The 21,155-nt window shown below is 49.5% G+C and carries 18 protein-coding genes and 1 pseudogene; 9 read left to right on the forward strand and 10 right to left on the reverse strand.

Going from position 1 to position 21,155, the window contains the following annotated elements; all coding sequences use genetic code 11:
* The 3 genes and pseudogenes from ACTS3T_RS18505 to ACTS3T_RS18515 form a co-directional block, all read left to right on the forward strand.
* Positions 1-583: pseudogene (locus ACTS3T_RS18505) on the forward strand (methyltransferase); the annotation flags it as partial.
* 257 nt (positions 584-840) lie between these two features.
* A complete protein-coding gene (locus ACTS3T_RS18510) occupies positions 841-1,671 on the forward strand; it encodes a DUF1194 domain-containing protein (protein WP_377963863.1) in 831 nt (276 codons plus the stop codon).
* Positions 1,672-1,893: 222 nt separating this feature from the next.
* Entirely contained in the window at positions 1,894-2,658 is a 765-nt protein-coding gene (locus tag ACTS3T_RS18515; protein ID WP_377963865.1) for a carbonic anhydrase, read from the forward strand.
* 28 nt (positions 2,659-2,686) lie between these two features.
* Here the strand turns inward: ACTS3T_RS18515 and gor are convergent, their stop codons facing one another.
* Together gor and ACTS3T_RS18525 are read right to left on the reverse strand one after the other, a co-directional pair.
* Positions 2,687-4,039, reverse strand: coding sequence for a glutathione-disulfide reductase (gor, locus tag ACTS3T_RS18520; protein ID WP_377963867.1), 1,353 nt, complete (start codon positions 4,037-4,039; stop codon positions 2,687-2,689).
* 254 nt (positions 4,040-4,293) lie between these two features.
* A complete protein-coding gene (locus ACTS3T_RS18525) occupies positions 4,294-5,238 on the reverse strand; it encodes a LysR family transcriptional regulator (RefSeq protein ID WP_462935330.1) in 945 nt (314 codons plus the stop codon).
* Positions 5,239-5,591: 353 nt separating this feature from the next.
* On the opposite strand from ACTS3T_RS18525, the gene ACTS3T_RS18530 reads away from it, so the two are divergent.
* A complete protein-coding gene (locus ACTS3T_RS18530) occupies positions 5,592-7,238 on the forward strand; it encodes an ABC1 kinase family protein (protein WP_377963871.1) in 1,647 nt (548 codons plus the stop codon).
* Here ACTS3T_RS18530 and ACTS3T_RS18535 read toward each other — a convergent pair.
* The gene (locus ACTS3T_RS18535) at positions 7,207-8,484 is read right to left on the reverse strand and encodes a class I SAM-dependent methyltransferase (RefSeq protein ID WP_377963873.1); all 1,278 of its coding nucleotides are present in this window, start codon (positions 8,482-8,484) and stop codon (positions 7,207-7,209) included. The two genes, ACTS3T_RS18530 and ACTS3T_RS18535, sit on opposite strands and share 32 nt — an antisense overlap.
* 411 nt (positions 8,485-8,895) lie before the next feature.
* Here ACTS3T_RS18535 and ACTS3T_RS18540 point away from each other — a divergent pair, with 411 nt between their 5' ends.
* Positions 8,896-10,005, forward strand: coding sequence for an acyltransferase family protein (locus tag ACTS3T_RS18540; RefSeq protein WP_377963875.1), 1,110 nt, complete (start codon positions 8,896-8,898; stop codon positions 10,003-10,005).
* 28 nt (positions 10,006-10,033) lie between these two features.
* Here the strand turns inward: ACTS3T_RS18540 and purU are convergent, their stop codons facing one another.
* The 4 genes from purU to ACTS3T_RS18560 all read right to left on the reverse strand — a co-directional run bounded on the left by purU (position 10,034) and on the right by ACTS3T_RS18560 (position 16,127).
* Positions 10,034-10,888, reverse strand: coding sequence for a formyltetrahydrofolate deformylase (gene purU / locus ACTS3T_RS18545; protein ID WP_377963877.1), 855 nt, complete (start codon positions 10,886-10,888; stop codon positions 10,034-10,036).
* Between the two features lie 235 nt (positions 10,889-11,123).
* Entirely contained in the window at positions 11,124-12,539 is a 1,416-nt protein-coding gene (locus ACTS3T_RS18550; protein WP_462935331.1) for a hypothetical protein, read from the reverse strand.
* A gap of 526 nt (positions 12,540-13,065) precedes the next feature.
* A complete protein-coding gene (locus tag ACTS3T_RS18555; RefSeq protein WP_377963881.1) occupies positions 13,066-14,940 on the reverse strand; it encodes a hypothetical protein in 1,875 nt (624 codons plus the stop codon).
* A 275-nt stretch (positions 14,941-15,215) separates the two neighbouring features.
* The gene (locus ACTS3T_RS18560; protein WP_377963883.1) at positions 15,216-16,127 is read right to left on the reverse strand and encodes a LysR family transcriptional regulator; all 912 of its coding nucleotides are present in this window, start codon (positions 16,125-16,127) and stop codon (positions 15,216-15,218) included.
* A 129-nt stretch (positions 16,128-16,256) separates the two neighbouring features.
* Between ACTS3T_RS18560 and ACTS3T_RS18565 the strand changes: the two genes are divergently transcribed.
* From ACTS3T_RS18565 to ACTS3T_RS18575, 3 genes are all read left to right on the forward strand, one after another.
* On the forward strand, positions 16,257-16,961 hold the full coding sequence (locus tag ACTS3T_RS18565) for a pirin family protein (RefSeq protein WP_377963885.1): 705 nt from the start codon (positions 16,257-16,259) through the stop codon (positions 16,959-16,961).
* An 83-nt stretch (positions 16,962-17,044) separates the two neighbouring features.
* Complete coding sequence (locus ACTS3T_RS18570; protein WP_377963887.1) at positions 17,045-17,281, forward strand: CDGSH iron-sulfur domain-containing protein; 237 nt, start codon at positions 17,045-17,047, stop codon at positions 17,279-17,281.
* A 236-nt stretch (positions 17,282-17,517) separates the two neighbouring features.
* A complete protein-coding gene (locus ACTS3T_RS18575; RefSeq protein ID WP_377963889.1) occupies positions 17,518-18,114 on the forward strand; it encodes a flavodoxin family protein in 597 nt (198 codons plus the stop codon).
* Between the two features lie 101 nt (positions 18,115-18,215).
* Here the strand turns inward: ACTS3T_RS18575 and ACTS3T_RS18580 are convergent, their stop codons facing one another.
* Positions 18,216-18,566, reverse strand: a complete 351-nt coding sequence (locus ACTS3T_RS18580) for a HepT-like ribonuclease domain-containing protein (protein WP_377963891.1) — start codon at positions 18,564-18,566, stop codon at positions 18,216-18,218.
* Positions 18,550-18,876 (reverse strand): nucleotidyltransferase family protein, encoded by a 327-nt coding sequence (locus tag ACTS3T_RS18585; protein ID WP_377963893.1) that lies wholly within the window; start codon positions 18,874-18,876, stop codon positions 18,550-18,552. The genes ACTS3T_RS18580 and ACTS3T_RS18585 overlap by 17 nt, the downstream gene beginning before the upstream one ends.
* Before the next feature lie 163 nt (positions 18,877-19,039).
* On the opposite strand from ACTS3T_RS18585, the gene ACTS3T_RS18590 reads away from it, so the two are divergent.
* Positions 19,040-20,344, forward strand: a complete 1,305-nt coding sequence (locus ACTS3T_RS18590; RefSeq protein ID WP_377963895.1) for a YcjF family protein — start codon at positions 19,040-19,042, stop codon at positions 20,342-20,344.
* A 225-nt stretch (positions 20,345-20,569) separates the two neighbouring features.
* Here the strand turns inward: ACTS3T_RS18590 and ACTS3T_RS18595 are convergent, their stop codons facing one another.
* The gene (locus tag ACTS3T_RS18595) at positions 20,570-20,830 is read right to left on the reverse strand and encodes a hypothetical protein (protein ID WP_462935332.1); all 261 of its coding nucleotides are present in this window, start codon (positions 20,828-20,830) and stop codon (positions 20,570-20,572) included.
* Positions 20,831-21,155 lie beyond the last annotated feature (325 nt).

Raw genomic sequence — 21,155 nt, forward strand, 5'->3', positions numbered from 1 at the left:
ATATTTTTTTTATTGTGGCTGCAATGAAGTACTGGACTGAAACCCTAGCGATCGCACAAAATTTTCCCTGGCACGACTACCGCACATTTGTTGATATTGGCACAGCTCAGGGTGACTTAGCGGTTCAGATTGCACTGGCCAACCCACATTTGCAGGGTTTTGGCTTCGATTTGCCTGAGGTTAGCCCCATCTTTAAAGACTACATCAACGCCTTAGGTCTGGCAGACCGCCTGACGTTTGTACCGGGTGACTTTTTTAAGCAGGATCTTCCCAAAGCTGACGTAGTGTTGATAGGACATATCCTGCACGATTGGGATCTGCCAACAAAGAAAATGCTCATTGCCAAGGCATTCGCTGCTATCCCAACTGGCGGTGCTTCGTTGTCTATGAAGCCCTGATTGACGATGATCGATCAAAGAATGCCTTCGGGATGATGATGAGCCTTAATATGCTGATCGAAACTCCAGGAGGCTTCGATTATACAGGAGCCGATTGCGCTAAATGGATGAAAGAGGTTGGCTTTTCTCAAACCTGGGTTGAGCCGCTAGTTGGAGCAGACTCTATGGTTGTTGGGATTAAGTAGCGTCTCTCTATCGCAAGTCTTTATTCGCAAATATTTTCATAGAGCAAAATGAATTCTCGTGTCTTTAAAGATGCCTGAGTTGCAAAGCTTTTGTTTAGTTTCTGTGAAATTTAAGATCTAGCCTGCGTATCTGCATATAACTACGGAGAGCAGAGATATGATTTGGCAGATTTGGCCTAAAGTTCCCAATCAGTCTGTAGATATGGCTTCAAACTTGACTATTTTGCAGATTTGAACAACTTAGCAAGGTACTTTTTATGCTCAACCTGCTCTCAGCTCAATTATTAACGCCGAAAGTCTTACCAAGTCTCGGTGCTATTACTGCGCTTGGTCTGCCCCTAGCTGCTCAGCTACCTGTCTCAGCAGCAACGCTTATTCCCGTAAATGTTGAGTTGTCGCTACTGGTTGACGTTTCACCTAGCGTTAGTAATTTTGAATATGCTTTGCAAACTGGCGGCTACCGGGATGCTTTTATCAATCTAGCTGGGGAGTTTGGCTCAGGTCAGTTTGGTAGCGTTGCCGTCAATTTTATTGAGTGGGCAGGCCCAAACCAACAGCAAGAATCCATTCCCTGGACTCTTCTGGACAGTCCAGCCAGTGCATTAGCGTTCGCGGATACGATTGAGGCGCTGGTTAGACCTGTTGGTTCTTCGGGTACCGCCCCTGGTTCAGCAATTGCATTTGCCACACCACTGTTCAGTAGTAATCAGTATGAGGGACAAAATTGGGTGATTGATGTCTCAGGAGACGGCGTTCAAACTTTCGGATTTCCCACGAGTTTAGCCAGGGATAATGCTCTAGCGGCAGGGGTAACTACCATTAATGGACTGCCAATTATTGCCACACCTGGCCTCAGCTTCATCAAAACTTGGTATGAAAACAACGTTCAAGGAGGGTCTGGCTCCTTTGTAATTGCTGCTAACGGCTTTGATGATGTGGGTCGAGCCGTTGAGCAAAAGCTGTTACGGGAACTCACACTGCCTCCTACTGATACACCGCCAGCAGCTATACCTGAGCCTGTCACTATTCTGGGAATTGCTTTAGTAGGGGGTGGACTCGCTAGTCTTAAGCGTCATCGTTCAGCTTAAAGCGGTACCCGCCTGAGAGCGATCGCACCCATTTCGTAGGGTGGGCACTGTCCACCCTACAGCTAAATGCGAGGGATCTAGACACTATCTATCTCCTATCTGTCACACATCCCTGAAGTGAAATTTAGCGATCGCGGGTAATAATAATTAACGCTTAAAAACATAGAATCTACCGGGTATTCGATACGCTCTTATAGACATCGTTTCTGAGCTGAGTAGATTATGAAAGCGTTAAAGGCTACCTGTTTTATCTTGTCTGTATTAGGTGGGATAGTAGCCTACCTACCACCTGTAGGCGCTGGCGAAGAACTGCTTCACTGGTCTTATGGGGGTGAGGCTAATCCAACGCAATGGGGACGGTTGGGGCATGACTTTGCGTTGTGTGAAGTAGGGCGAGATCAGTCGCCTATTGATATTGACGACGCTGTAATTGGTAGCCCCTCAACGATAGAGTTTAACTACGCTTCAGTGCCTTTAGTCGTAGTCAACAACAGACACACGATTCAGGTGAACTACGCCGAAGGCAGCACCGTCAAGATTGATGGCGATGAATATGAACTCTTGCAGTTTCATTTTCATACGCCCAGTGAGCATACGGCTGAGGGCTTTGCGTCTGCCATGGAACTACATCTCGTCCATCGTAATGAAGCAGGAGAATTAGCCGTTGTAGGTATTATGCTCGAACTAGGCGAAGCGCACCCGCTAATTGATACGCTTTGGGAAAACATCCCGGAAGTAGGGACGACTCAAACAACAAATTTGACCATCAATGCTGCTGATTTACTGCCCGATAGTATTGCTTATTTTAGCTATTCTGGTTCGCTGACCACCCCTCCTTGCAGTGAAGGGGTACGCTGGAATGTCATGCGAGAGCCTGTGCAAGTCTCCGAAGCGCAAATTGCTGCCTTTGAAGCCCTCTATCCCGTCAATGCTCGCCCCATTCAATCCACCAATGGGCGAATCATTGAACTCCACGAAGACGAGTAAGGGGGCGGGGCAGACGCGCAGACAGACCTTAGCGCATAGTGACAAACTCTTCCGCCGAGCTGGGGTGAATGCCCACAGTAGCGTCAAAATTGGCTTTGGTTGCGCCCATTTTAACCGCGATCGCCACGCCTTGAATAATCTCAGCCGCTGCATCGCCTACCATGTGTGCCCCCAAAACACGATCGCTCTCTTTGTGCACAATCAGCTTCATCAGCGTCCGCTCATCTTTATTGGGGATGGTGTAATACATCGGTCGGAAGCGAGAGCGATAAATATGAATCCCCTCTTCGCCGTACTGCTCAACGGCTTCGGCTTCCGTGAGACCCACCGTTCCCGCTTCAGGCGTGGTAAAAACGGCAGTCGGCACATTTTCATAGCTCATTTTGCGAGACTGGCCGCCAAACTCCGTATCGGCAAAAGCCCGCCCTTCGTTAATGGCAACGGGGGTGAGGTTAATGCGATCGGTGCAGTCACCCACCGCAAAAATGTGGGCTTCAGCAGTGCGGCTGTATTCATCAACGGCGATCGCCCCGGCATTGACCTCTACCCCAGTGTTCTCAATACCCAAGCTGTCGAGATTGGGTTTGCGCCCCAAAGCCGCTAAGCACAACACATCTGCAAAGACCCGTGACTCACCCTCAGCATTTTCAATATTGACGACAACGCCTTCGGCCTTTTTCTCAACCGAAACAATCTTGCTGTCATGGCAAATGTTGATGCCGTGCTTGTGCATCCCTTCTTGAATCTCAGTGCGCAAGTCATCATCAAAACCCCGCAGAATTTTGCTGCCCCGGAAAACCTGCGTCACCTCCGATCCCAAACCTTTGAGAATACAGGCAAATTCACAGCCAATATAGCCCGCGCCCAAAATCACGGCATGTTTAGGCTGCTGCGGCAGATGAAAAATATCGTCTGAAACAATGGCATGTTCTAGACCAGGAATATTAGGCCGTACCGGAACACCACCAACCGCAATCAAAATCTTGTCGGCTGTAATTTTTTGCTCCCCGACTTCTAGCGTGTGGGCATCTAAAAAGCGGGCATAGGCGCGAAAGAGCTGCACGTTGGAATTGACCAACATGCGTTCGTAAATACCATTGAGCCGGGTTACTTCGTTGTTGACGACCGTGATCATTTTTGTCCAGTCAAACTGGCTCTCCACAGGACTCCAGCCATAGCCGACGGCTTCTTCATAGTGAGCCGGAAAGTGAGAGGCATAAACCATTAATTTTTTGGGCACACAGCCGCGATTGACGCAGGTACCGCCCAAGCGATCGTTTTCGGCAATGCCGACTTTAGCCCCATATTGAGCTGCCCGTCGGGCGGTTGCAATGCCACCGGAACCCCCACCAATGACAAAAAGATCGAAGTCGTAGCTCATGGGCCAGATTAACTCCCTTATAAACCTCTGTTTGATGCTTATCGGCTGTCGATCGCGCTGGTGAGCCTAGCGCTGTTTCAATAGACAACTGCTCTACTAGTGTATCGATTCAGCCCCGTCTCCGCACCCCTACGCTACCGTTTGGTTCCTAAGAATAAAGCCTTGAAATGCCCAATCGCCTGCGATCGCGGGTAAAAATCGCTAAGCCATCGGCAGCATTTTAGAGGTTGAACTGGAAAAAAGGGGGCGCACTGCTAAGACGGCTCAACGGCTGTGGCTGGTTCATTGTCTGCCCTCAACCATACCGCTTTTAGGGTTTCTAAAAAGGCATAAACGGCGGGGGTTTGCAGGGCTTCCGCTAGGACAATGACGCCAATAACCCGTTCTAGCGGCTCGGCAAATTCGGCGGTGACGATATCGTTTGGGATCGGTTCAGCCGCTAGGTGAGCCATAATAGCTGCTCCCAAACCCCGGCGCACCATGCTGATGATGGTGGAGTCTTCTCTAACTTCGTAGGCTGGCTGCAATGAAACACCATATCGCCCTAGATAGCGCGTTAGAACTTGGCGATCGCCGTCATCTGCCGGACTCAAAATCAGCGGATATTGGGTTAGCGTTTGCCAATCGATCGGTGACTGAATGCCAGCAGCGCTGGGAGGCAGCAAAGCTAAATAGCGATCGCGCAGCAGTTCCCAAACCCGAAAATCTGGTGAAGTCGGCAAATACGTAAAGCCCACATCAGCGCGACCTTGACGCACCGCTTCTTCAACATCGCGGTAGTGATGATGCTCATCAATCGTGACGCTAAGCTGGGGATGCTGCTGTTGAAAGCGGGCAATCACCGTTGGCAGCAGGTGCGTAGCCACGCTGCGAAAGCCTGCTACTCGTACCTGGCCTGATTGTAACCCTCTAAATTGCTGAGCCAGTTTGCAAAGACCCGCCAAAGATTGCAAAATGCCACGCGCTTCTGCCGTAATTTCTTCGCCAACGGGGGTGAGTACGGCTCCTTGGCGACCGCGACTGAGCAAAATGACCCCTAATTCTTCTTCTAGCGTGGCAATGGCATGGCTAACGGCTGACTGAGAAAGATCAAGCTGCAAAGCGGCGTCGCTAAAGGTGCCCAAGTCGGCGATCGCCACCAGCGCCCGTAGCTGAGAAATTTTGAGTCGGTAGGGATTAATTTCGCCCATAGGCTTCATTTAACCGTATTTCTCGATTTCTTTGAGTGATTGTCTGGCTAGACAGTCGTACCCGCGATCGCCAAGCGTGATCAACACCAGCCTTAATTCAGCACCTCTACAGAACCCGCAAACCTGTGTAGCTAAAGACAGAATCAAAGCTTTTGGGTAAAAGGCTGGCAGCAATGAACAGCACGGCTACTTTCCTAAACCTGTATCAGCCGGGGTTGGGTTGCAATCTGTCTTCTGCCAGACGTTGGAACCGAAGCTTCTGCTGACAATACGGGAGGAACGCCCCCGGTTATGTTATCTAGCGACCAGCGCCTGAGCCGAGATCTTCGTTAGCATCAATTCAGCTTACCTAAGAGTAAAGTATGCTTGCCTCTTCTTCTATGTCCCGCCAGGGCGAAATTATCGAAGTCGTTTTTAGTAATGGCTGGGACTACATGCGACGACTCCTCACCGGAGGCAAAGCCGACGAGCCAGATTTGCCGCCGCCAGCCGTTTTACGCAATATTTTGACGGAGCTAGGCCCTGTGTATGTCAAATTGGGGCAGCTACTAAGCACCCGCCCGGATGTACTGTCGCAGAGCTATGTTGAAGAACTGAGTGCGTTGCAATCTACCGTACCAGCCGTCCCGGCGGCTGAGATGGAGGCTTACATTCGCCGAAATCTGCCCCGTCCGCCTGAAGAGCTGTTTGCTAGCTTAGATTACAAGGCGATCGCCGCAGGTTCAATTGCCCAAACGCACAAAGCCACGCTGCGTAACGGTCAGCCCGTTGCCATCAAGGTGCAGCGTCCCGGCATTGACCAGCTCATTGCCAGAGATGTTTCCCTCATTCGCGACATTGCCAAGCTCGTCTCTGCCACCCAGTTTGGTCAGCGCTACAACGTGCAAGCCCTGGCTGAAGAATTTATCAACGCCTTAGAAGCCGAGCTTGACTTTACCACCGAAGCTGCCTACACCGATCAACTACGACGCAACCTTGCAAAAGGTCGCTGGTTTGATCCGGCCAAGCTGGTGGTACCCAAAATTTATTGGGAGCTAACCAACAAAAAAATTATGACGATGGAATGGCTAGAGGGCAAGCCATTTCTTTTAGCTGAAATTACAGGCGAATACTACAACGGCGATATCCAGGCCGAACGCGAAGCGCTCACCAGGCTTTTGTTTCGGGCTTTTTTGCAGCAGTATTTTCTCGATGGGTTTTTCCACGCAGATCCGCACCCCGGCAACTTGTTTTATCTGGCCGATGGCCGCGTAGCCATTTTAGACTGCGGCATGATGGGGCGAATGAATCCGCGCTTGCGGGTGACGCTAACAGAAATGGTGTTGGCAATGGTTAGCTCCGATGCCGAACGCTGCGCTCAGCTAACGCTGCAAATTGCCGAGCCGCTCCAACCCGTTGACATTAATCAGTTGGAAACCGACTATGGCCGCTTGTTGAGCAAATACTACGGCCTCAGTTTAGAAGAGTTTAATACGGCGCAAATGTTTAGCGAACTGATGCAGTCGGCGAGTCGCAATCATTTGCGCTGGCCTGCTGATATTGGGTTGTATTCTAAGTCGCTGGCTAATTTAGAAGGGGTGGCGCGACAGTTTAACCCCAAAGTGGATCTCTCCGAAGAGATTAAACCGCTCATGTTTGACCTCTTTCGCCAGCAAATTATTGGCGATGATCCGCTACAAACTCTGCTGCGAACCGGGCTAGAACTCCGCAATCTTTCAATTGAGTCGCCGCGCCAGTTTGGCTTTTTGCTCGATCGCCTCAGTTCCGAAACGCTCAAATGGAATATCTCTATACAGGGGCTAGATGGCCTGCGGCGTAACATTGATGACGCTGCCAACCGTCGCTCGTTTAGTACCCTTGTGGGTTCGTTAATTATTGGAGCGGCGATTGTTTCAACAAATCAGCAAACACCCGGTGGCCAGATACTTAGCAACAGCCTGTTTGCGGCGGCTAGCTTATTTGGTCTGTGGCTGGTGATTAGCATTTTGCGATCGGGGCGGTTGCGGTAGGGCTATGGGCAACCGCTGGCTCAGTTTTGAGTGAATAGTTGAGGACGTTGGGTAACCGCCACTGCTTGTCTTTGTAGAAAAGGAGCTGATAAACGTGAAGGCTACCGTCTCTAAAAGCGGCTTCAAAAGATTGCAGATAGAGGTACCACATTCGTAAAAAGCGCTCGTCGTAAGCTTTAGCGAGGCTAGCGACCTGAGCTTTGTTTTGCGTAAAGTTTTCGGCCCACTTTTTTAGCGTCTCTGCGTAGTGAGGTTTGAGGTTCTCACAGTGCGCAACTGAAAGCTTAGCCTTTAGCATTTCGCGGGTTAGCTCATGCAGTTGGGGCGCATAGCCACCCGGAAAAATATACTTGTCTACCCACGGCCCAATGCGTTCAGCACTTTCTGTGCCAATCGTATGCAGCAAGCCTAGCCCGTGAGGTTTGAGTAGCTTTTTGGCCTGTTGCATAAAGGTCGAAAAACTGTTTTTGCCGACATGCTCAAACATGCCAATGCTGACAAATTTGTCGTACTGCCCGGTGATTTCTCGGTAGTCAGCTACCACAATTTTGAGGCGATCGCTTAATCCTTTAGCGGCAATTCTGGCCTGAGCCAGGTTAGCTTGCTCCGTGCTGAGCGTAATGCCGACGCCATCAGTACCGTAATGTTCAGCCGCATAAATCAGCATCCCCCCCCAGCCGCAGCCAATATCCACCAAAGACTCGCCAGGTTGTAGCCCTAGCTTGCGGCAGATTAGCTCATATTTTTGCAGTTGCATAGTTTCCAGCGAGTCTGCTGGATGGAGCTGATAGCCACAGGAGTAGGTCAGCGTCGGGTCGAGAAAGCACTGATAAAAGTCGTTGCCGAGATCATAGTGGTGCTGCACATTTTTGTAGCTGTTTTGAATTGAAGTTGGCAGCGTCAGCAGGCGTTGGCTAATCACTTTAAAAATAAGCGGCAGCGTAATGTGCTGACTCGCTTTGGAATAAACCCGATTGCAATAGAGCAAGCTGATAAACTCAGCTACCTGGTTATTTTCCTCATCCCACCAGCTATCCATATAGGCTTCGCAAAAGCCCAAAGCCCCAAAACTTACCAGCCGATCGTAGGTACGGCGATCGCGAATAATTAAGTGCAAATGGGGAGTCGTTGCCACGGTTCCAAACTCAAACACTTGACCTTCAGGGTTGGTCACCTGTAGATAACCCTGGCTAATTTGACCCAAAAGCTGATATAGATAGCGCTCACCGCTGGGTAAGTGTTTCATAGTTTTGTCGTAGGCTCTGTATCCAAAAAGGTCTAGGGGCAGCTAACACGATATGCAACATATCATTGCAGAAACTCGTCATGATGGCATACCTAGAAGCTATTGCTAAAGGCAAGCGGTCAAGGGCAGCGGGCAGAAGGAAAGCTTTGCTGTCAAAGGGGGTTTGAAAAGCCAATGGTTGCGATTTCAGACACTTGTTGATCCCCCCTAGCCCCTTGAAGAGGGGAAAATCGGCTCAGCAGTCCCCCTTTTCAAAGGGAATTTAGGCGGATCTAAACCGTTTTGCTACGCCGCAGCTATCTTTGCAAACATCCTCTTGGCAGCTTTTGGTTATTGAAGTGTCTCAACGGTTGTGACTACAGCTATAAACGATTAACCCAGTATCTCTATCAAGAAACGTTCGCGAGTTCTATGAATCTTTCTGATCAACCCGGCCAAGACCCTATTGCTTTACCTATAAGCGTGACTCAAAAAACTAAAAATCGCGTTGCCTGGATTGACAATTTAAGAAGCATTGGCATTTTTGCTGTTGTTTTAGTTCATACCGGCAGGTTAGAGCCGGGTTTTGCTATTTATGCGGCTTCGTTCTTTATGCCCTTATTTTTCTTTATTTCAGGGCTTTTTGTGAAAGACAAAGTAATCAAGCAACCGTTTTTCTCGTTTGCCCAAGTTAGGGCTTATAAGCTTTTAATTCCTTACATAACGTTTAATATTATTAGTTACGTCTTGTGGTTTTTTGTTCTTCGGCATGTGGGTGGTCGCGCAGAAGAGGCGGTTCCACCGCTTAAACCCCTTTTGGGCATGGTGTATGGCGTTGGTGGCAATGACTGGTTGGCGCACAACATTACGCTGTGGTTTTTTACCTGTTTATTTAGTACAGAAATCTTTTTCTTTTTTCTGCTGAAGCTAAAAGACAAAACAAAAATTGCGATCGCGCTTTTCAGTTGCTCAATCGTGGGCTACTTGTTTTTTGCCATCGTTGGGCCAGCGAATTTTCGGTTACCTTTTGGCTTAGATATTGGGTTAACAGCGATCGTTTTTTATGGCTTGGGTTATTTATTGCAATCGTATGTGCTGAAGGAAAAATTTAGCCACCGCTATTTTTGGCCTGTCACGATTATTCTGCTGGGCGTTTATGTGGGCTGTACTCGGCTAAACGGCAGCACGGCTTTTATTATTGGCAACTTTGGCAACTACTTTTATTTTTATCTGTCTGCGATCGCAGGCATTCTTTTCTGGATGCATGTGGCCTATTTAATTAAACCCAATTGGCTGCTCTCGGCCATTGGTCAAAACACGCTGATTATCTTTCCCTTACATTTATTGGTGTTTCCTTTTTTAACTGGGTTTTTAGTCTATGGGTTACGCATTCCCCCAACGACCCTAGCGCAGTCTAACCTGATTGCCTTTGCCTATGCGGTGGTGGCCATTTTGCTGCTGCTGCCCGTTGGCTGGCTACTAACGACCTATGCCCCAGTTTTCATTGGCCGACCCAGTCGGGCGAAGGCCGCTCAACCCTAGCAGGAGCGATAGCTAGAAGCCGCCCCCCTCAGGCAAAGACAACGGTACGATTACCGTAGACCAAAATGCGGTTTTGCAGGTGTAGACGCACCGCTCTAGCTAGCACCATACGCTCTAAATCTTTGCCTTTACGAATTAAATCGCTGACTTCGTCTCGGTGGCTAATGCGCACTACATCTTGCTCAATAATGGGGCCAGCATCGAGGTCGGTCGTGACATAGTGGGCGGTAGCACCAATGATCTTTACCCCTCGTTCATAGGCGCGGTGATAAGGATTAGCCCCCACAAAAGCGGGCAAAAACGAGTGGTGAATGTTGATGACGTGAGGAAACTGTTGCACAAAATCAGCGCTGAGAATTTGCATATATTTCGCCAGCACGACTAAATCAATGTTGTGTTTCTGCAAGAGCATTAACTGTTTGGCTTCTTGCTCTGATTTATTGGCTTTTGTGATGGGTAGGTGGTAGTAGTCGATGCCAAACTGCTCTGCGATCGCCGCCAAGTCCGGGTGATTGCTCATAATTAACGGAATTTCGCCTAAAAACTCGCCCGCTTGATGTCGCCACAGCAAATCGAGCAGGCAGTGATTTTGACGACTGACCCAAATTGCCAGACGAGGAATCGCATCCGAAAACCGGAGTTGCCAGCTTGCGCCCAGCGGTTGAGCGATCGCATTAAAAGCTGGCCCAATTAGATCACGCGGTAGGTTAAACCCGGCTAGCTGCCACTCAATGCGGGTCAAAAACAAGCCAGCAGCTTCGTCCCGGTGCTGATCGGCGTGGGTGATATTGCCGCCATTGGCATAGATGAAATTGGCAATTTTAGCCACCAGTCCTTGCTGGTCAGGGCAAGAAATTAGCAGCGTCGCGGTTGGTGAACCCATAACAATAGCGTATGTTGCTTTACAAGCTAGGTTACTATCCTAAAGCAATCACTTATCTAAAAGGGTGTTTGAAAAGCCAGTGGTTGTAATTTTAGCCACTCATCGATCCCCCCTTAGCTCCCCTTGAAAAGAGGGGAATCGGTTCGGAAGCTCCCCTTTTCAACAGAAATTTAGGCAGCTCTAAACCGTTTTTCTACCGAGCAGATATCTCTTCAAACATCCTTTGAGCCGATGTTTATTGACGATTGAGCCACGGATATTCATTGTAGCCAGACGAATCTACGACTTTTAAATACTTCATGGTTAAGAGATCAACGTCGTTGCCCGCTCCGCCACCAGACTTAAACTCGCGACCCATTCCTCGTTTCTTATAGTGGGCTTTTTCAAAATGATGTTCTTTAGACCAGTGAACATGCAAAACCCATACTTCGTTTAAGCCGACAAAATTATATTCTGTTCCATAATCCTTACTGTAGGGATAATTATTCTCATTGGGTGGCGGCAATTCCAAAGTGACTTTGTCATGAAAAACGAGCGCTTTAAAAAGTTCTCGCCGTTCATAAAATTCTTGGGGAGCTAAATTAGCGTCTTGGCTAAAGTTTGCCGGATCCGGTTCTGGCTTATTTTTATAAACGGCGATCGCCCGTTCGTCATAAATTTTTCTTTGCAAAGCTCTGACGTTGACACCTTTGTTGTGTACTGTCAAAACTTCCTGCAACAGCGTGTCTTTATCTTGAGTATCTGTTTCTTGAGGAGGAACGAGTTGATTAACTTGATCTCGCAGTTCGCTCCATTGGTTGCTCCAATCGTTGCCTTCGTTTAAGCAATCATCTTTTTCGTTTTCAGCCAGAACTTTATTAATATATTTTTGCTCAATTTGTTCAATCTTGAAAGAAAGATCATCTTTCTTTTGACGCAGTTGTTTGAGCTTATTTTCATACTGAGTTTGTTTTTTCTGGCGATTTTTTTCTTGTTTTTCGGCTTCAAGTTTTCTGTTTTCTTCCTTCTTTTTACGGTTTTGCTCGATTTCTTGTTGAGCAATCTGACTTTGCTTATACTTTTCTGCTTGTTTTTTCAAAGCATTTTGCTGCTTTTTCTTTTCGGTCGCTTCCTTTTGCTTTTGCTTTTCTTCTCGCTCTAACTGTTTACTAGCTTTGCCTTGCTGGCGCGAGTTTATAGTGATGGCAAACTGGGCAACATTATCTCTGAGTAACGTTAGCTCATCTTTGTCTGTTTGAGACTTGATGCTTTTGACGGCCTTGGTTAAGCGAGTGTATTCTTTCCTGAGTTTTGCTTCTGGCTCAGTTGGAATATTGGCCGAGCTGATACTAGAAAACTCGTTTTTAATTTCGTCTATCAAATTTTCTAAGTCTTCGGTTTCTTGCTTAATTTCATTTAATTGTTCTTGCGCTGTTTGTGTCCACTGTTGCAACTGCAACAAGACGGCAGCCCGCTTTGAGTAAGGAACAGGCGTTTGCTCAAGCTGTTTGAGATCCTGTTCAATTTGTTGTTTGACCGTATCTTGTTCCGGTAGCTGACTCAGTATTTGGGTAAGCGTTTGTTCCTGGCTCTGGATAGTTTTCCATTCTTGCTCTGCCGTGTTGTCTCGCCACGCACTCAAAGCTCCTTGCCAGCTTTCTGCAGACCACATCCCCTTGGCATAGTCTAAAGCTCGGCTGACGAACGACTGCCCCAGGGGTACGGGCGTCAGCGGCCCTACGGGCTGATTTGGCGTTTTTGGGGTTGAGGCTAAATTTGAACTCAGCGCGGATGGTAGGTGAGGCGTTGTGTCTGGGGCAAATAGAGGAATGTTGTCTGGCTCAAAAGCGAGCAGATTGCTGGCTGGGAGTGAAGTTTGGCGCTGAGAGGCAAGCGGCGCTGTTGGCTGCGACTCGCTGCTAGAGGCTGCCTGCTGACTTTGCTTTGCGACTGGTGGTGTAAAAGCGCGTGCCTGAAGCTGGCTGGAGGCTGATGGGGAAGTGGCTGACTGAGACTTTTGAGTAACGCGCACGCGATCGCCAACCATGCAGACCTCCTAATGAGATGTTTGTTCAGCTTTAGGTCAAACAGCCATCGCTTTTATTGCTTCAATCATCAGCCAAAAACAGCCGCAATGGCTTAAATAGTGGCTAAATTTTGCTGAGACGAGGCTGAGCGATCGCCCACTCTCGACATGTTTAAGCAAACCATCTAGAAAAGACTGAATCGCCTTTAACGTTATCCAACGCTTGAAAAGCCTCTACGTAGGGCTGCAACGCCTTACTGTTTCCGCTCAGGGCGGCGTTCACAGCCTCTACTAAGGGATCGGCCCGATGCTCAACTAGCACTCGGATGTCATTGCGCATAACGTCGAATAAAGGCGGTTTTAGCTTTTCTTCGCCGGAGAGTGCGCCCGTACCTTTGTCTGGATTGAATATAGGCGTATCGGGGATCTCTTCATGGGTTTTGAGACTAGGGATTTGGCCTACTTGATCAACGACTTGGGCGTATTCAGGTATCTTTTGGCAAAAGTAGCGAATAGCTGCTTGCGATAAATCTACGTTTAACATGCCGATGATGGTGTCTAAAGCTGATTTGATATTAGGGGCAGATTTATTACGGCCTGTAGTCGTAATGTTGATGGTGTTGCCGCTAACTTGCTGATTAATTTTGTCCAGAAAAAATTGAATGAACTGCATAATATTATTCACACCCTCTGAACCTGGCAGGATCAATTTTTTGTGCTCTGGTGCTAAGCCCAAGAAGGCAGAAATTGGCAGCGAATGGGTAACATGCTGAGCCAAATTGCCAGGTGCTTTTAGCCGTCCAAACTGTACCGGACTCAAACCCTGGCAAACTTTAGCCAACGCCGCGTGGGGTGTCCAGCCACGAGACTTTAACGCACTAGCAATGGCTGAGAACTCAGGATTGTTAAACTGAGTGATGGGAAAACTGGCGATCGCTTTTCTAATTTCCTCGCCTAAACTTCCTCCCGTTTCGCTAATTCTTTCTTTGCTCAGAGGTTTGGTTCTAAATTCTATTTGACACAGCTTTGTTTTGCTATTGAGATCATCAATAATAAATTCTAAAGCATCTGTAGACGCCAGCGTCACATTGGTGAGAGAATCAACTATATCGAGATAGTTTGGATGTACCTTAAAATTTCCGCCCGGTTCTATCTCAAATCCCAAGCGCGTTTCATTTTCAAAAATTAGCCTTTTCTGCGGTACAGTCTGCCCATAAATCTCAGCAACGGTGATTAAGTCTGTCCACTTTTGTTCTCGCACTGAGTTAGAAACGCTGTTGAGCACGACTTGAATATGTCTGCGTGTATATTGCTTTTGTAGTATTTGCTTTGCTGTTTTGGAATCCTGCTCTAATTCAAACTCAAACGCTTTTAAAATAGTTGCAAATTCCTGATTGGCTATTTTTTCGTCGGTGATTTCTTGCCCGCCGATAGTAATAGTTTTGAAGGGGGTTGTGGGTTCATTCAGTAGCTTTACTTTTTCTAATCGTTCGGCCTGCACGCTCTGAAACGCCTTCAAATCTTCATTCAGCATATCCAGCGTATAGGCAGGGTCTTTAATGTAGTTTTTATAGTCCCAGTCATACATCACGCCGCCTTTGAGAAAGCCACCAGCGGCTTCTGTTTCGATGTATTGCTGCTTAAAGTAGGCATAGAACTCAGCATAGGCTTCGGGCAAAACCGTCTTAACCCGCTGATCAAACGTTTCAAGCGGCATTCGTTGAATGACGGGTGTTTTAGCTGCTGATGCTTGAATGGGGGCTGGGTCGGCTATGGCGGCGATCGCCGGATGGCTAACCGATGGCGGAAAAACGGCAACCTCATTTGGGTTAAAGTGAGAGCGCTGTAGCGTTGTCAGCTTTGGGGCAGGGTGATCAGGCGGAGGTGGAGTGAGGTTTGGCAGGGGTTCGCCAGTGACCCGCCGCTGGAGTGAGAGCTTTTGCGCGTCTAGGTTGGAAGCAAAGGGGCGCGGCTCAAGCTGGCTAGCGGCAGACGGCGGCACCAAGGGTTGACATTTTTTAGCCGATCCCATGCGATCGCGAACCATGCTAAACCTCATGCAAAACAAACGTTTTGGCTCTTGCCCGCTGGCCTCTTCCTCAAGAGCCGCCGCTCCAGAGCGATGTTTTTTAAAAAGCTGCTTCTAGCATATAAGCACCTGCGTTAAGCGCTAGCAGGCTGTTATCAAATTTATTTGAGCAGCCCTTGGGGGCTAGTGGCTGCGCCAGTATTGTCGCTGTAGCCCCTAGCGTTAAGCCACTTCAAGGACAGAAAGCCGCTGACAGAAAAGCTTGCCTTCTGCCCTCAGCCTTTTGACTTGAGTTATACGGCGTCATCCCAATAGGGGCGATCGCCCAAACGAGCCTTCAAAAATTCTGTTAAAAGCTGCACCTTAGTTGAGAGGTGGCGATTGACAGGATACATAACATAGGCTGAGATCTGACGGGGCGGATAATCCATCAAAACTTGGCGCAGAGTACCTTGCTGCAAATCGCCACCGACGAGAAACGTCGGCAATAGGGCAATGCCTAAGCCTTTGAGCGCGGCTTCTCGCAAAACCTCACCATTATTAGAGCAAAGCACGCCCTGCACGGTAACGGTGTGATGGCCGTCAGCGCTGGTCAGCGTCCACTGGTTGCTGGTGGCAAAGTGACCGTAATGCAGACAAGAATGATCCTTTAAGTCGGTGGGCGTTGTGGGAATGCCGTATTTTTCAAAATAGCTAGGGGCAGCGCAGACCACACGATGCGCCACTACCAACTTATGCACAATCAAGCTGGCGGCTTCTGGCGGTTGGGCAATGCGCAGCGTCACGTCAAAGCCTTCTTCAATCGGGTCAATAAAGCGATCGCTGAGGGTTAATTCGATTTGTAAGTCAGGATATTGCAGTAAAAAATCGGTCAGTGCTGGAGCCAGGTGCAGCGTGCCAAACGACATCGGCGCATTAATTCGCAGGCGACCTTTGGGTTCTTGTTGCATCTGAGAAACGGCGAGTTCGGCTTCTTTGAGGTCGGCCAAAATAGCCACACAGCGATCGTAAAAAGCAATGCCCGTTGCGGTTGGCGTTACTTTACGGGTGGTGCGGTGTAAAAGCTGCACCTTGAGATCGTCTTCCAAATGCATGACCAGCTTATTGACCGCCGATCGCGATAAATCCATCTGGCGGGCAGCCGCCGCAAAGCCACCTGACTCAACAACTTGCACAAAGGCTCGCAGACTTTCAAACTTATCCATAGCGCCAAATTGTAGATATTTAAGCGACAATCTGTTGATTAAATTGCTTATTGTTATTTTATAAGATTCAATCCATAATGAAATAGTCTTCGATGGGCGCTACAAACGATTTACCCCGGAGGTAAGACCATGATTAAAATTCGTCCAGCAGGCGATCGCGGAGCCGTTAACTTTGGCTGGCTAGATACCCGTCACACCTTTTCCTTTGGCAACTACTACGATCCCGCCCACATGGGCTTTGCTGCTCTGCGGGTTATCAATGAAGACAAAGTAGAGCCGCAGCGGGGCTTTGGCACTCACGGTCATCGCGACATGGAGATCGTGACCTATGTGCTAGAGGGTGCGCTAGAACACAAGGACAACATTGGCAATGGCTCTATAATCCGTCCCGGAGATGTGCAGCGAATGTCTGCGGGGACGGGTATTTTGCACAGCGAGTTTAACCCTTCTGATACCGAATCTGTGCATCTGCTGCAAATCTGGATTTTGCCTGAAGAAAACGGCATTGCACCCAGCTATGAGCAAATTCACTTTGAACCAGCGGAAATGCAGGGGCAACTCCGTTTAGTCGGGTCGCGAGAGGGTCGCAACGGCTCGGTGACCATTCACCAAGATGTCAACCTCTACGCGGCTTCACTGGGAGGGGGTGCCACCATTAGCCATCGCTTTGAAGGCGATCGCGCTGCTTGGCTGCATGTGGCACGAGGGGCTGTCAACCTCAACGGCCATAACCTCACTGCCGGAGATGGCGCAGCGATCGCCAAAGTCGATACGCTAACCCTACAAGGCCAGTCAGACGACGCCGAAGTGCTGCTGTTTGATATGGCTGCCTAAGCTAAACGCCCGTGTCAAGCCTATGGTGTGGCGCGGGCGGCGCGATCGCCGAATTCAATACAATCTGCAAGGAGGGATACCCTATGAACGAAGCTAGAGTCGCCGACACCAAGCCTGTGATTTTAGAACTGGAACCGGGCGACTACTGGTGGTGTACCTGCGGCAACTCTGCCAACCAACCCTTTTGCGACGGCGCTCACCAAGATACAGGCTTCAAGCCGCTAAAATTTAGTCTGGCAGACAAGCAACAAGTCGCCCTTTGCCAGTGCAAAGCCACGCAAAACCCGCCTCGTTGCGATGGTAGTCACAACAACTTGTAGGCTCGCCAAATGCTATAGCGATCGCTAACCCAAGTTGAGCCGCTTAAATGGCTGAAAGCCCTTTACAGAAAGGTTTTTTAGTCTGCCTTTTTGCCCGCTGTCTTCTGCCGTTAGCGATATTGATCACTGGCTTTGTGTTGTTCCCTTCGCATTGGCAATCCTTCATGGGCTAGATGTTTAGCCGGAGCCAATCGCGCACGCTATCCATGCTTGAGCAAAATCTGTGAGGAGTTTTTATGACCAGTCAGCTATTCGTGATTTACCACAGTGGCTATGGCCACACCCGGCGGCAAGCAGAAGCCGTCTACCAGGGGGCTGCTAGCGTTGAGGGGATTGAGGCCGAATTAATTACAGCAGAAGAGGCGATCGCTCGTTTAGACGACCTTGATCACGCCGACGCCATGATCTTTGGTAGCCCCACCTACATGGGCAGCATGTCTGCTGGCATGAAGCAATTTGTGGAGGCAGCGGCTAAAAAGTGGTTTTCGCTAGCCTGGAAAGACAAAGTTGCCGGAGCCTTTACCAATTCCAGCTCGTTTTCGGGCGACAAGCTCAACACCCTTGTGGGTCTGATGATCAATGCTATGCAACACGGCATGATTTACGTAGGGACTGCCATGCTGCCAGCCGCTTCTAACCCTGACGCCATGAATAGCGTTGAGGGGCCAGGGCCAGATGTAACCAACCGCGTGGGTTCTTTTGTGGGGGCAATGGCGACTAGCTTTCAGGTCGATCCACCGGGGGCACCCCCGCAAGGGGATTTGGCAACTGCCGAAGCCTACGGTAAGCGCGTAGCTGAAATTACGCTTCAGTTTGTGCGCGGACGGGGATAAGGGGTCATGAGTGGGGGGTAGAGGGTGAATAAAGCTTGAACCTCCTGCCCCCTATTTAGGGTTGCGCAACCTTGCACGCATCCCCCTTTACTCACCTTCCCTTAACCATCACGGGCACCTTTTTCTAACAATTCACTGATCTGGTCTTGCCACAGCGGCACTTTATTAACGACCACATCCCAAACCAGGTCGTAGTCTACGCCAAAGTAGGCGTGCAAAAGGCGATCGCTTAAACCAATCAATAGCTGCCAGTCTACCTGGGTGTGGGCTTGGCGATATTCTTTCGGTAGCCGCAGGGTCGCTTCACCAATTACCTCAATGCTGCGGACAAAGGCACGGCGCAGGGTAGCGTCTTGCTTTAAGCTGGCCTGATCTAGCTGAGGACTACTGGCAATCAGGTAAGCCGTTTCATCTAGGATGTGACGCAGATAATCGCTAGTCTGAAATGACATATTCAACTTCGGGGAGAATACGGGGGGCAATATGTGGGCTGAGGGATTTGGCGGTGACGAGTTCTACTTTGCAAAGCAAAATTTCATCGAGCAACAGCGACAGCCGAATAAAATTGTCAAAGGTTTTGCTGGCTGGATCAAATTCAACCAAGACGTCAACATCGCCGTTGGGGCAGTCTTTGTTTTCGACATAAGAGCCAAACAGCCCCAACTTTCTGACGCCTAAAGCATCAAACTCATTGCGATAAAGCAATAAGCGCTCCACAATGTCGTCTTTGGTAACGGTAGCTTTGGCGGGTGGTTTATCCATGCGTAAGGGGTGCGATCGCAGTGATTTATCCCATGCAGATGTACTGTAACAAGCATCACGTTTAAACCGCCAAATCTTTATAGTTTTATAGAACTTTAGAGAGTTGGAAGCAGGCGGCTATCCTCGCTAGGATTTGGACAAGTCGCCTACGTCTCTTAAAGCAATGCCTGAATCAGACAAGTCCGACGCTCAGCCGCTTGCTGATGCCGACGCTGCAAAGCCGTCTGCTTGGAGCGATCGCTTGAGCGAAGCTTGGCAAACCGCCACCGGGCAGTTTAAAAAATTGCTGCCGATTGATCAGTTCAGCCAGAGCCTAACCCAATGGTTTAGCGTCAGTGAGGCTGAGGTGGTTGAAATTTTAGCCACTGTGCGGGCTAAGCTGCCCACCACAGAGGCGCTGCTAATTGGTAAACCTCAGGCGGGCAAAAGCTCCATCGTCCGGGGGCTAACAGGGGTTTCTAACGAAATTATCGGTCAGGGCTTTCGGCCTCATACGCAGCACACCGAGCGTTATGCCTATCCTTCTGCCGATCTACCGTTGCTGATCTTTACCGACACGGTGGGCTTAGGTGATGTTAATCAAAATACGCAAGGCATTATTCAAGAACTGACGGAAGATTTACAACAGCAAACGCCCAACGCCAAAATTTTGATTTTGACGGTAAAAATTAACGACTTTGCCACCGATACGCTGCGGCAGGTAGCGGAGCAGTTGCGGCGTCGCTATCCAGAAATTCCCTGTTTGCTGGCGGTGACTTGTCTGCATGAAATTTATCCGACTCAAGTAGCAGATCATCCTGCCTATCCGCCTAGCTACGAAGATGTGCAACGGGCGTTTATGACGTTGCAAGCTGATTTTGCTCATTTCTGCGATCGCGCTGTGATGATTGATTTCACGCTAGAAGAAGACGATTATCACCCCGTTTTCTATGGGTTAGAAGCATTTCGCAATGTTTTAGCCGATCTGCTGCCCGAAGCCGAAGCCCAGGCTATTTACCAGCTTTTAGAAAAAGGCAACGCTGGAGAGCAACTGGGCAACCTGTACCGAGACGTGGGGCGACGCTATATTCTGGCTTTTTGCATTGCTTCGGCTACCCTGGCGGCAGTGCCGTTACCGTTCGCCACCATGCCTGTTTTAACGGCGTTGCAAGTGTCAATGGTGGGGGTGTTGGGTCAGTTGTATGGCCAAAAGCTGACGCCTTCTCAAGCGGGCGGCGTTGTCAGCGCGATCGCGGGGGGCTTTTTGGCACAGGCGATCGGGCGCGAGTTGATTAAGTTTATTCCGGGGTTTGGCAGCGTAATTGCAGCTTCTTGGGCGGCGGCTTATACCTGGGCTTTGGGCGAAGGAGCGTGTGTCTATTTTGGTGATTTGATGGGAGGCAAAAAGCCTAACCCTGAAGAAATTCAGGCGGCGATGAAAACCGCTTTTGAAGAAGCTAAAGAACGCTTCAAGCGTATTAACCGCTAGCGATCTCGCTTCAGCAGACGCTTGCGGGGATGGGGAGATAGGGAGAAAGGGGGATGGGGAGATGGGGGGGAAGTATTGCTAATCAGGCTCTCCGCGTCCCCGCGTCTCCGTGTCTTCTCCTCTCCGCGTCTCCGCGTCCTCTCCTCCTCTCCGCGTCCCCGCGTCCCCACGTCCCCGCGTCCTCTTCTCTCCTCCCCTCTTCCTCCCCCTCTCCGTCCTATTCCTCTACGCTAGCCGCACTAGCTTGACCAATAGAGCCATAATTTCTCCAGGTTCGGGGGTGAGGATGACGCGGCCTGCGGGAATTTCAATCGGGTGTGTCCAGCGGAAGGTTTCGGCGTAGTGGGCTTGGTGGAGCTGGTGAATGGTGCGCTTGACTAAAGCCGGAGAGCCGATGAGGATATGGCGAATGGGTTCGCGATCGGGGCTGGGGTCGGCGGTTGGTGCGGTGAGTGGGGTTGGGCTGAGGTCAGATGGTTGAAACATAGTCTTTCTGTTTTTGGGTAGGGTGAAGTGCCCACTGCGATCGCCTAAACACGCAAAGCCGCATTTAGAGCCACGCAATGGGCGAGTGAACCCAAAAACTAGCCGCCCCATACCAGCGCAAAGCGAGTCAGGGCGGCTAGAGAACTGTTAAAATTCACCTCAGCCTGCCGACTGGTTACCTCAGTCTGGTGGGTTAGCGGTTCGGAGTTGTTCCACCAACTTCGAGCCGTGCTGCTAGTTTTCGGGACGGGTCATGCAGCCGCCGTAGAAGCACGTATGCTGCATTAGATGAAACGCTACCTTATTTGGGCGATCGCGTCAACTA

This window comes from Almyronema sp., assembly GCF_052168255.1.
Classification (GTDB): domain Bacteria; phylum Cyanobacteriota; class Cyanobacteriia; order Phormidesmidales; family Phormidesmidaceae; genus Sphaerothrix; species Sphaerothrix epifaneia.

Bases quoted from the DNA above. Each gene is read 5' to 3' on its own strand.
- ACTS3T_RS18590 (WP_377963895.1), top strand. From the start codon at position 19,040: ATGCCTGAATCAGACAAGTCCGACGCTCAGCCGCTTGCTGATGCCGAC.
- ACTS3T_RS18510 (WP_377963863.1), top strand. From the start codon at position 841: ATGCTCAACCTGCTCTCAGCTCAATTATTAACGCCGAAAGTCTTACCA.
- purU (WP_377963877.1), bottom strand. From the start codon at position 10,888: ATGGGTTCACCAACCGCGACGCTGCTAATTTCTTGCCCTGACCAGCAA.
- ACTS3T_RS18560 (WP_377963883.1), bottom strand. From the start codon at position 16,127: ATGGATAAGTTTGAAAGTCTGCGAGCCTTTGTGCAAGTTGTTGAGTCA.
- ACTS3T_RS18530 (WP_377963871.1), top strand. From the start codon at position 5,592: ATGCTTGCCTCTTCTTCTATGTCCCGCCAGGGCGAAATTATCGAAGTC.
- ACTS3T_RS18535 (WP_377963873.1), bottom strand. From the start codon at position 8,484: ATGAAACACTTACCCAGCGGTGAGCGCTATCTATATCAGCTTTTGGGT.
- gor (WP_377963867.1), bottom strand. From the start codon at position 4,039: ATGAGCTACGACTTCGATCTTTTTGTCATTGGTGGGGGTTCCGGTGGC.
- ACTS3T_RS18585 (WP_377963893.1), bottom strand. From the start codon at position 18,876: ATGGATAAACCACCCGCCAAAGCTACCGTTACCAAAGACGACATTGTG.
- ACTS3T_RS18515 (WP_377963865.1), top strand. From the start codon at position 1,894: ATGAAAGCGTTAAAGGCTACCTGTTTTATCTTGTCTGTATTAGGTGGG.
- ACTS3T_RS18525 (WP_462935330.1), bottom strand. From the start codon at position 5,238: ATGAAGCCTATGGGCGAAATTAATCCCTACCGACTCAAAATTTCTCAG.
- ACTS3T_RS18575 (WP_377963889.1), top strand. From the start codon at position 17,518: ATGACCAGTCAGCTATTCGTGATTTACCACAGTGGCTATGGCCACACC.
- ACTS3T_RS18570 (WP_377963887.1), top strand. From the start codon at position 17,045: ATGAACGAAGCTAGAGTCGCCGACACCAAGCCTGTGATTTTAGAACTG.
- ACTS3T_RS18580 (WP_377963891.1), bottom strand. From the start codon at position 18,566: ATGTCATTTCAGACTAGCGATTATCTGCGTCACATCCTAGATGAAACG.
- ACTS3T_RS18540 (WP_377963875.1), top strand. From the start codon at position 8,896: ATGAATCTTTCTGATCAACCCGGCCAAGACCCTATTGCTTTACCTATA.
- ACTS3T_RS18595 (WP_462935332.1), bottom strand. From the start codon at position 20,830: ATGTTTCAACCATCTGACCTCAGCCCAACCCCACTCACCGCACCAACC.
- ACTS3T_RS18565 (WP_377963885.1), top strand. From the start codon at position 16,257: ATGATTAAAATTCGTCCAGCAGGCGATCGCGGAGCCGTTAACTTTGGC.
- ACTS3T_RS18550 (WP_462935331.1), bottom strand. From the start codon at position 12,539: ATGTGGTCTGCAGAAAGCTGGCAAGGAGCTTTGAGTGCGTGGCGAGAC.
- ACTS3T_RS18555 (WP_377963881.1), bottom strand. From the start codon at position 14,940: ATGGTTCGCGATCGCATGGGATCGGCTAAAAAATGTCAACCCTTGGTG.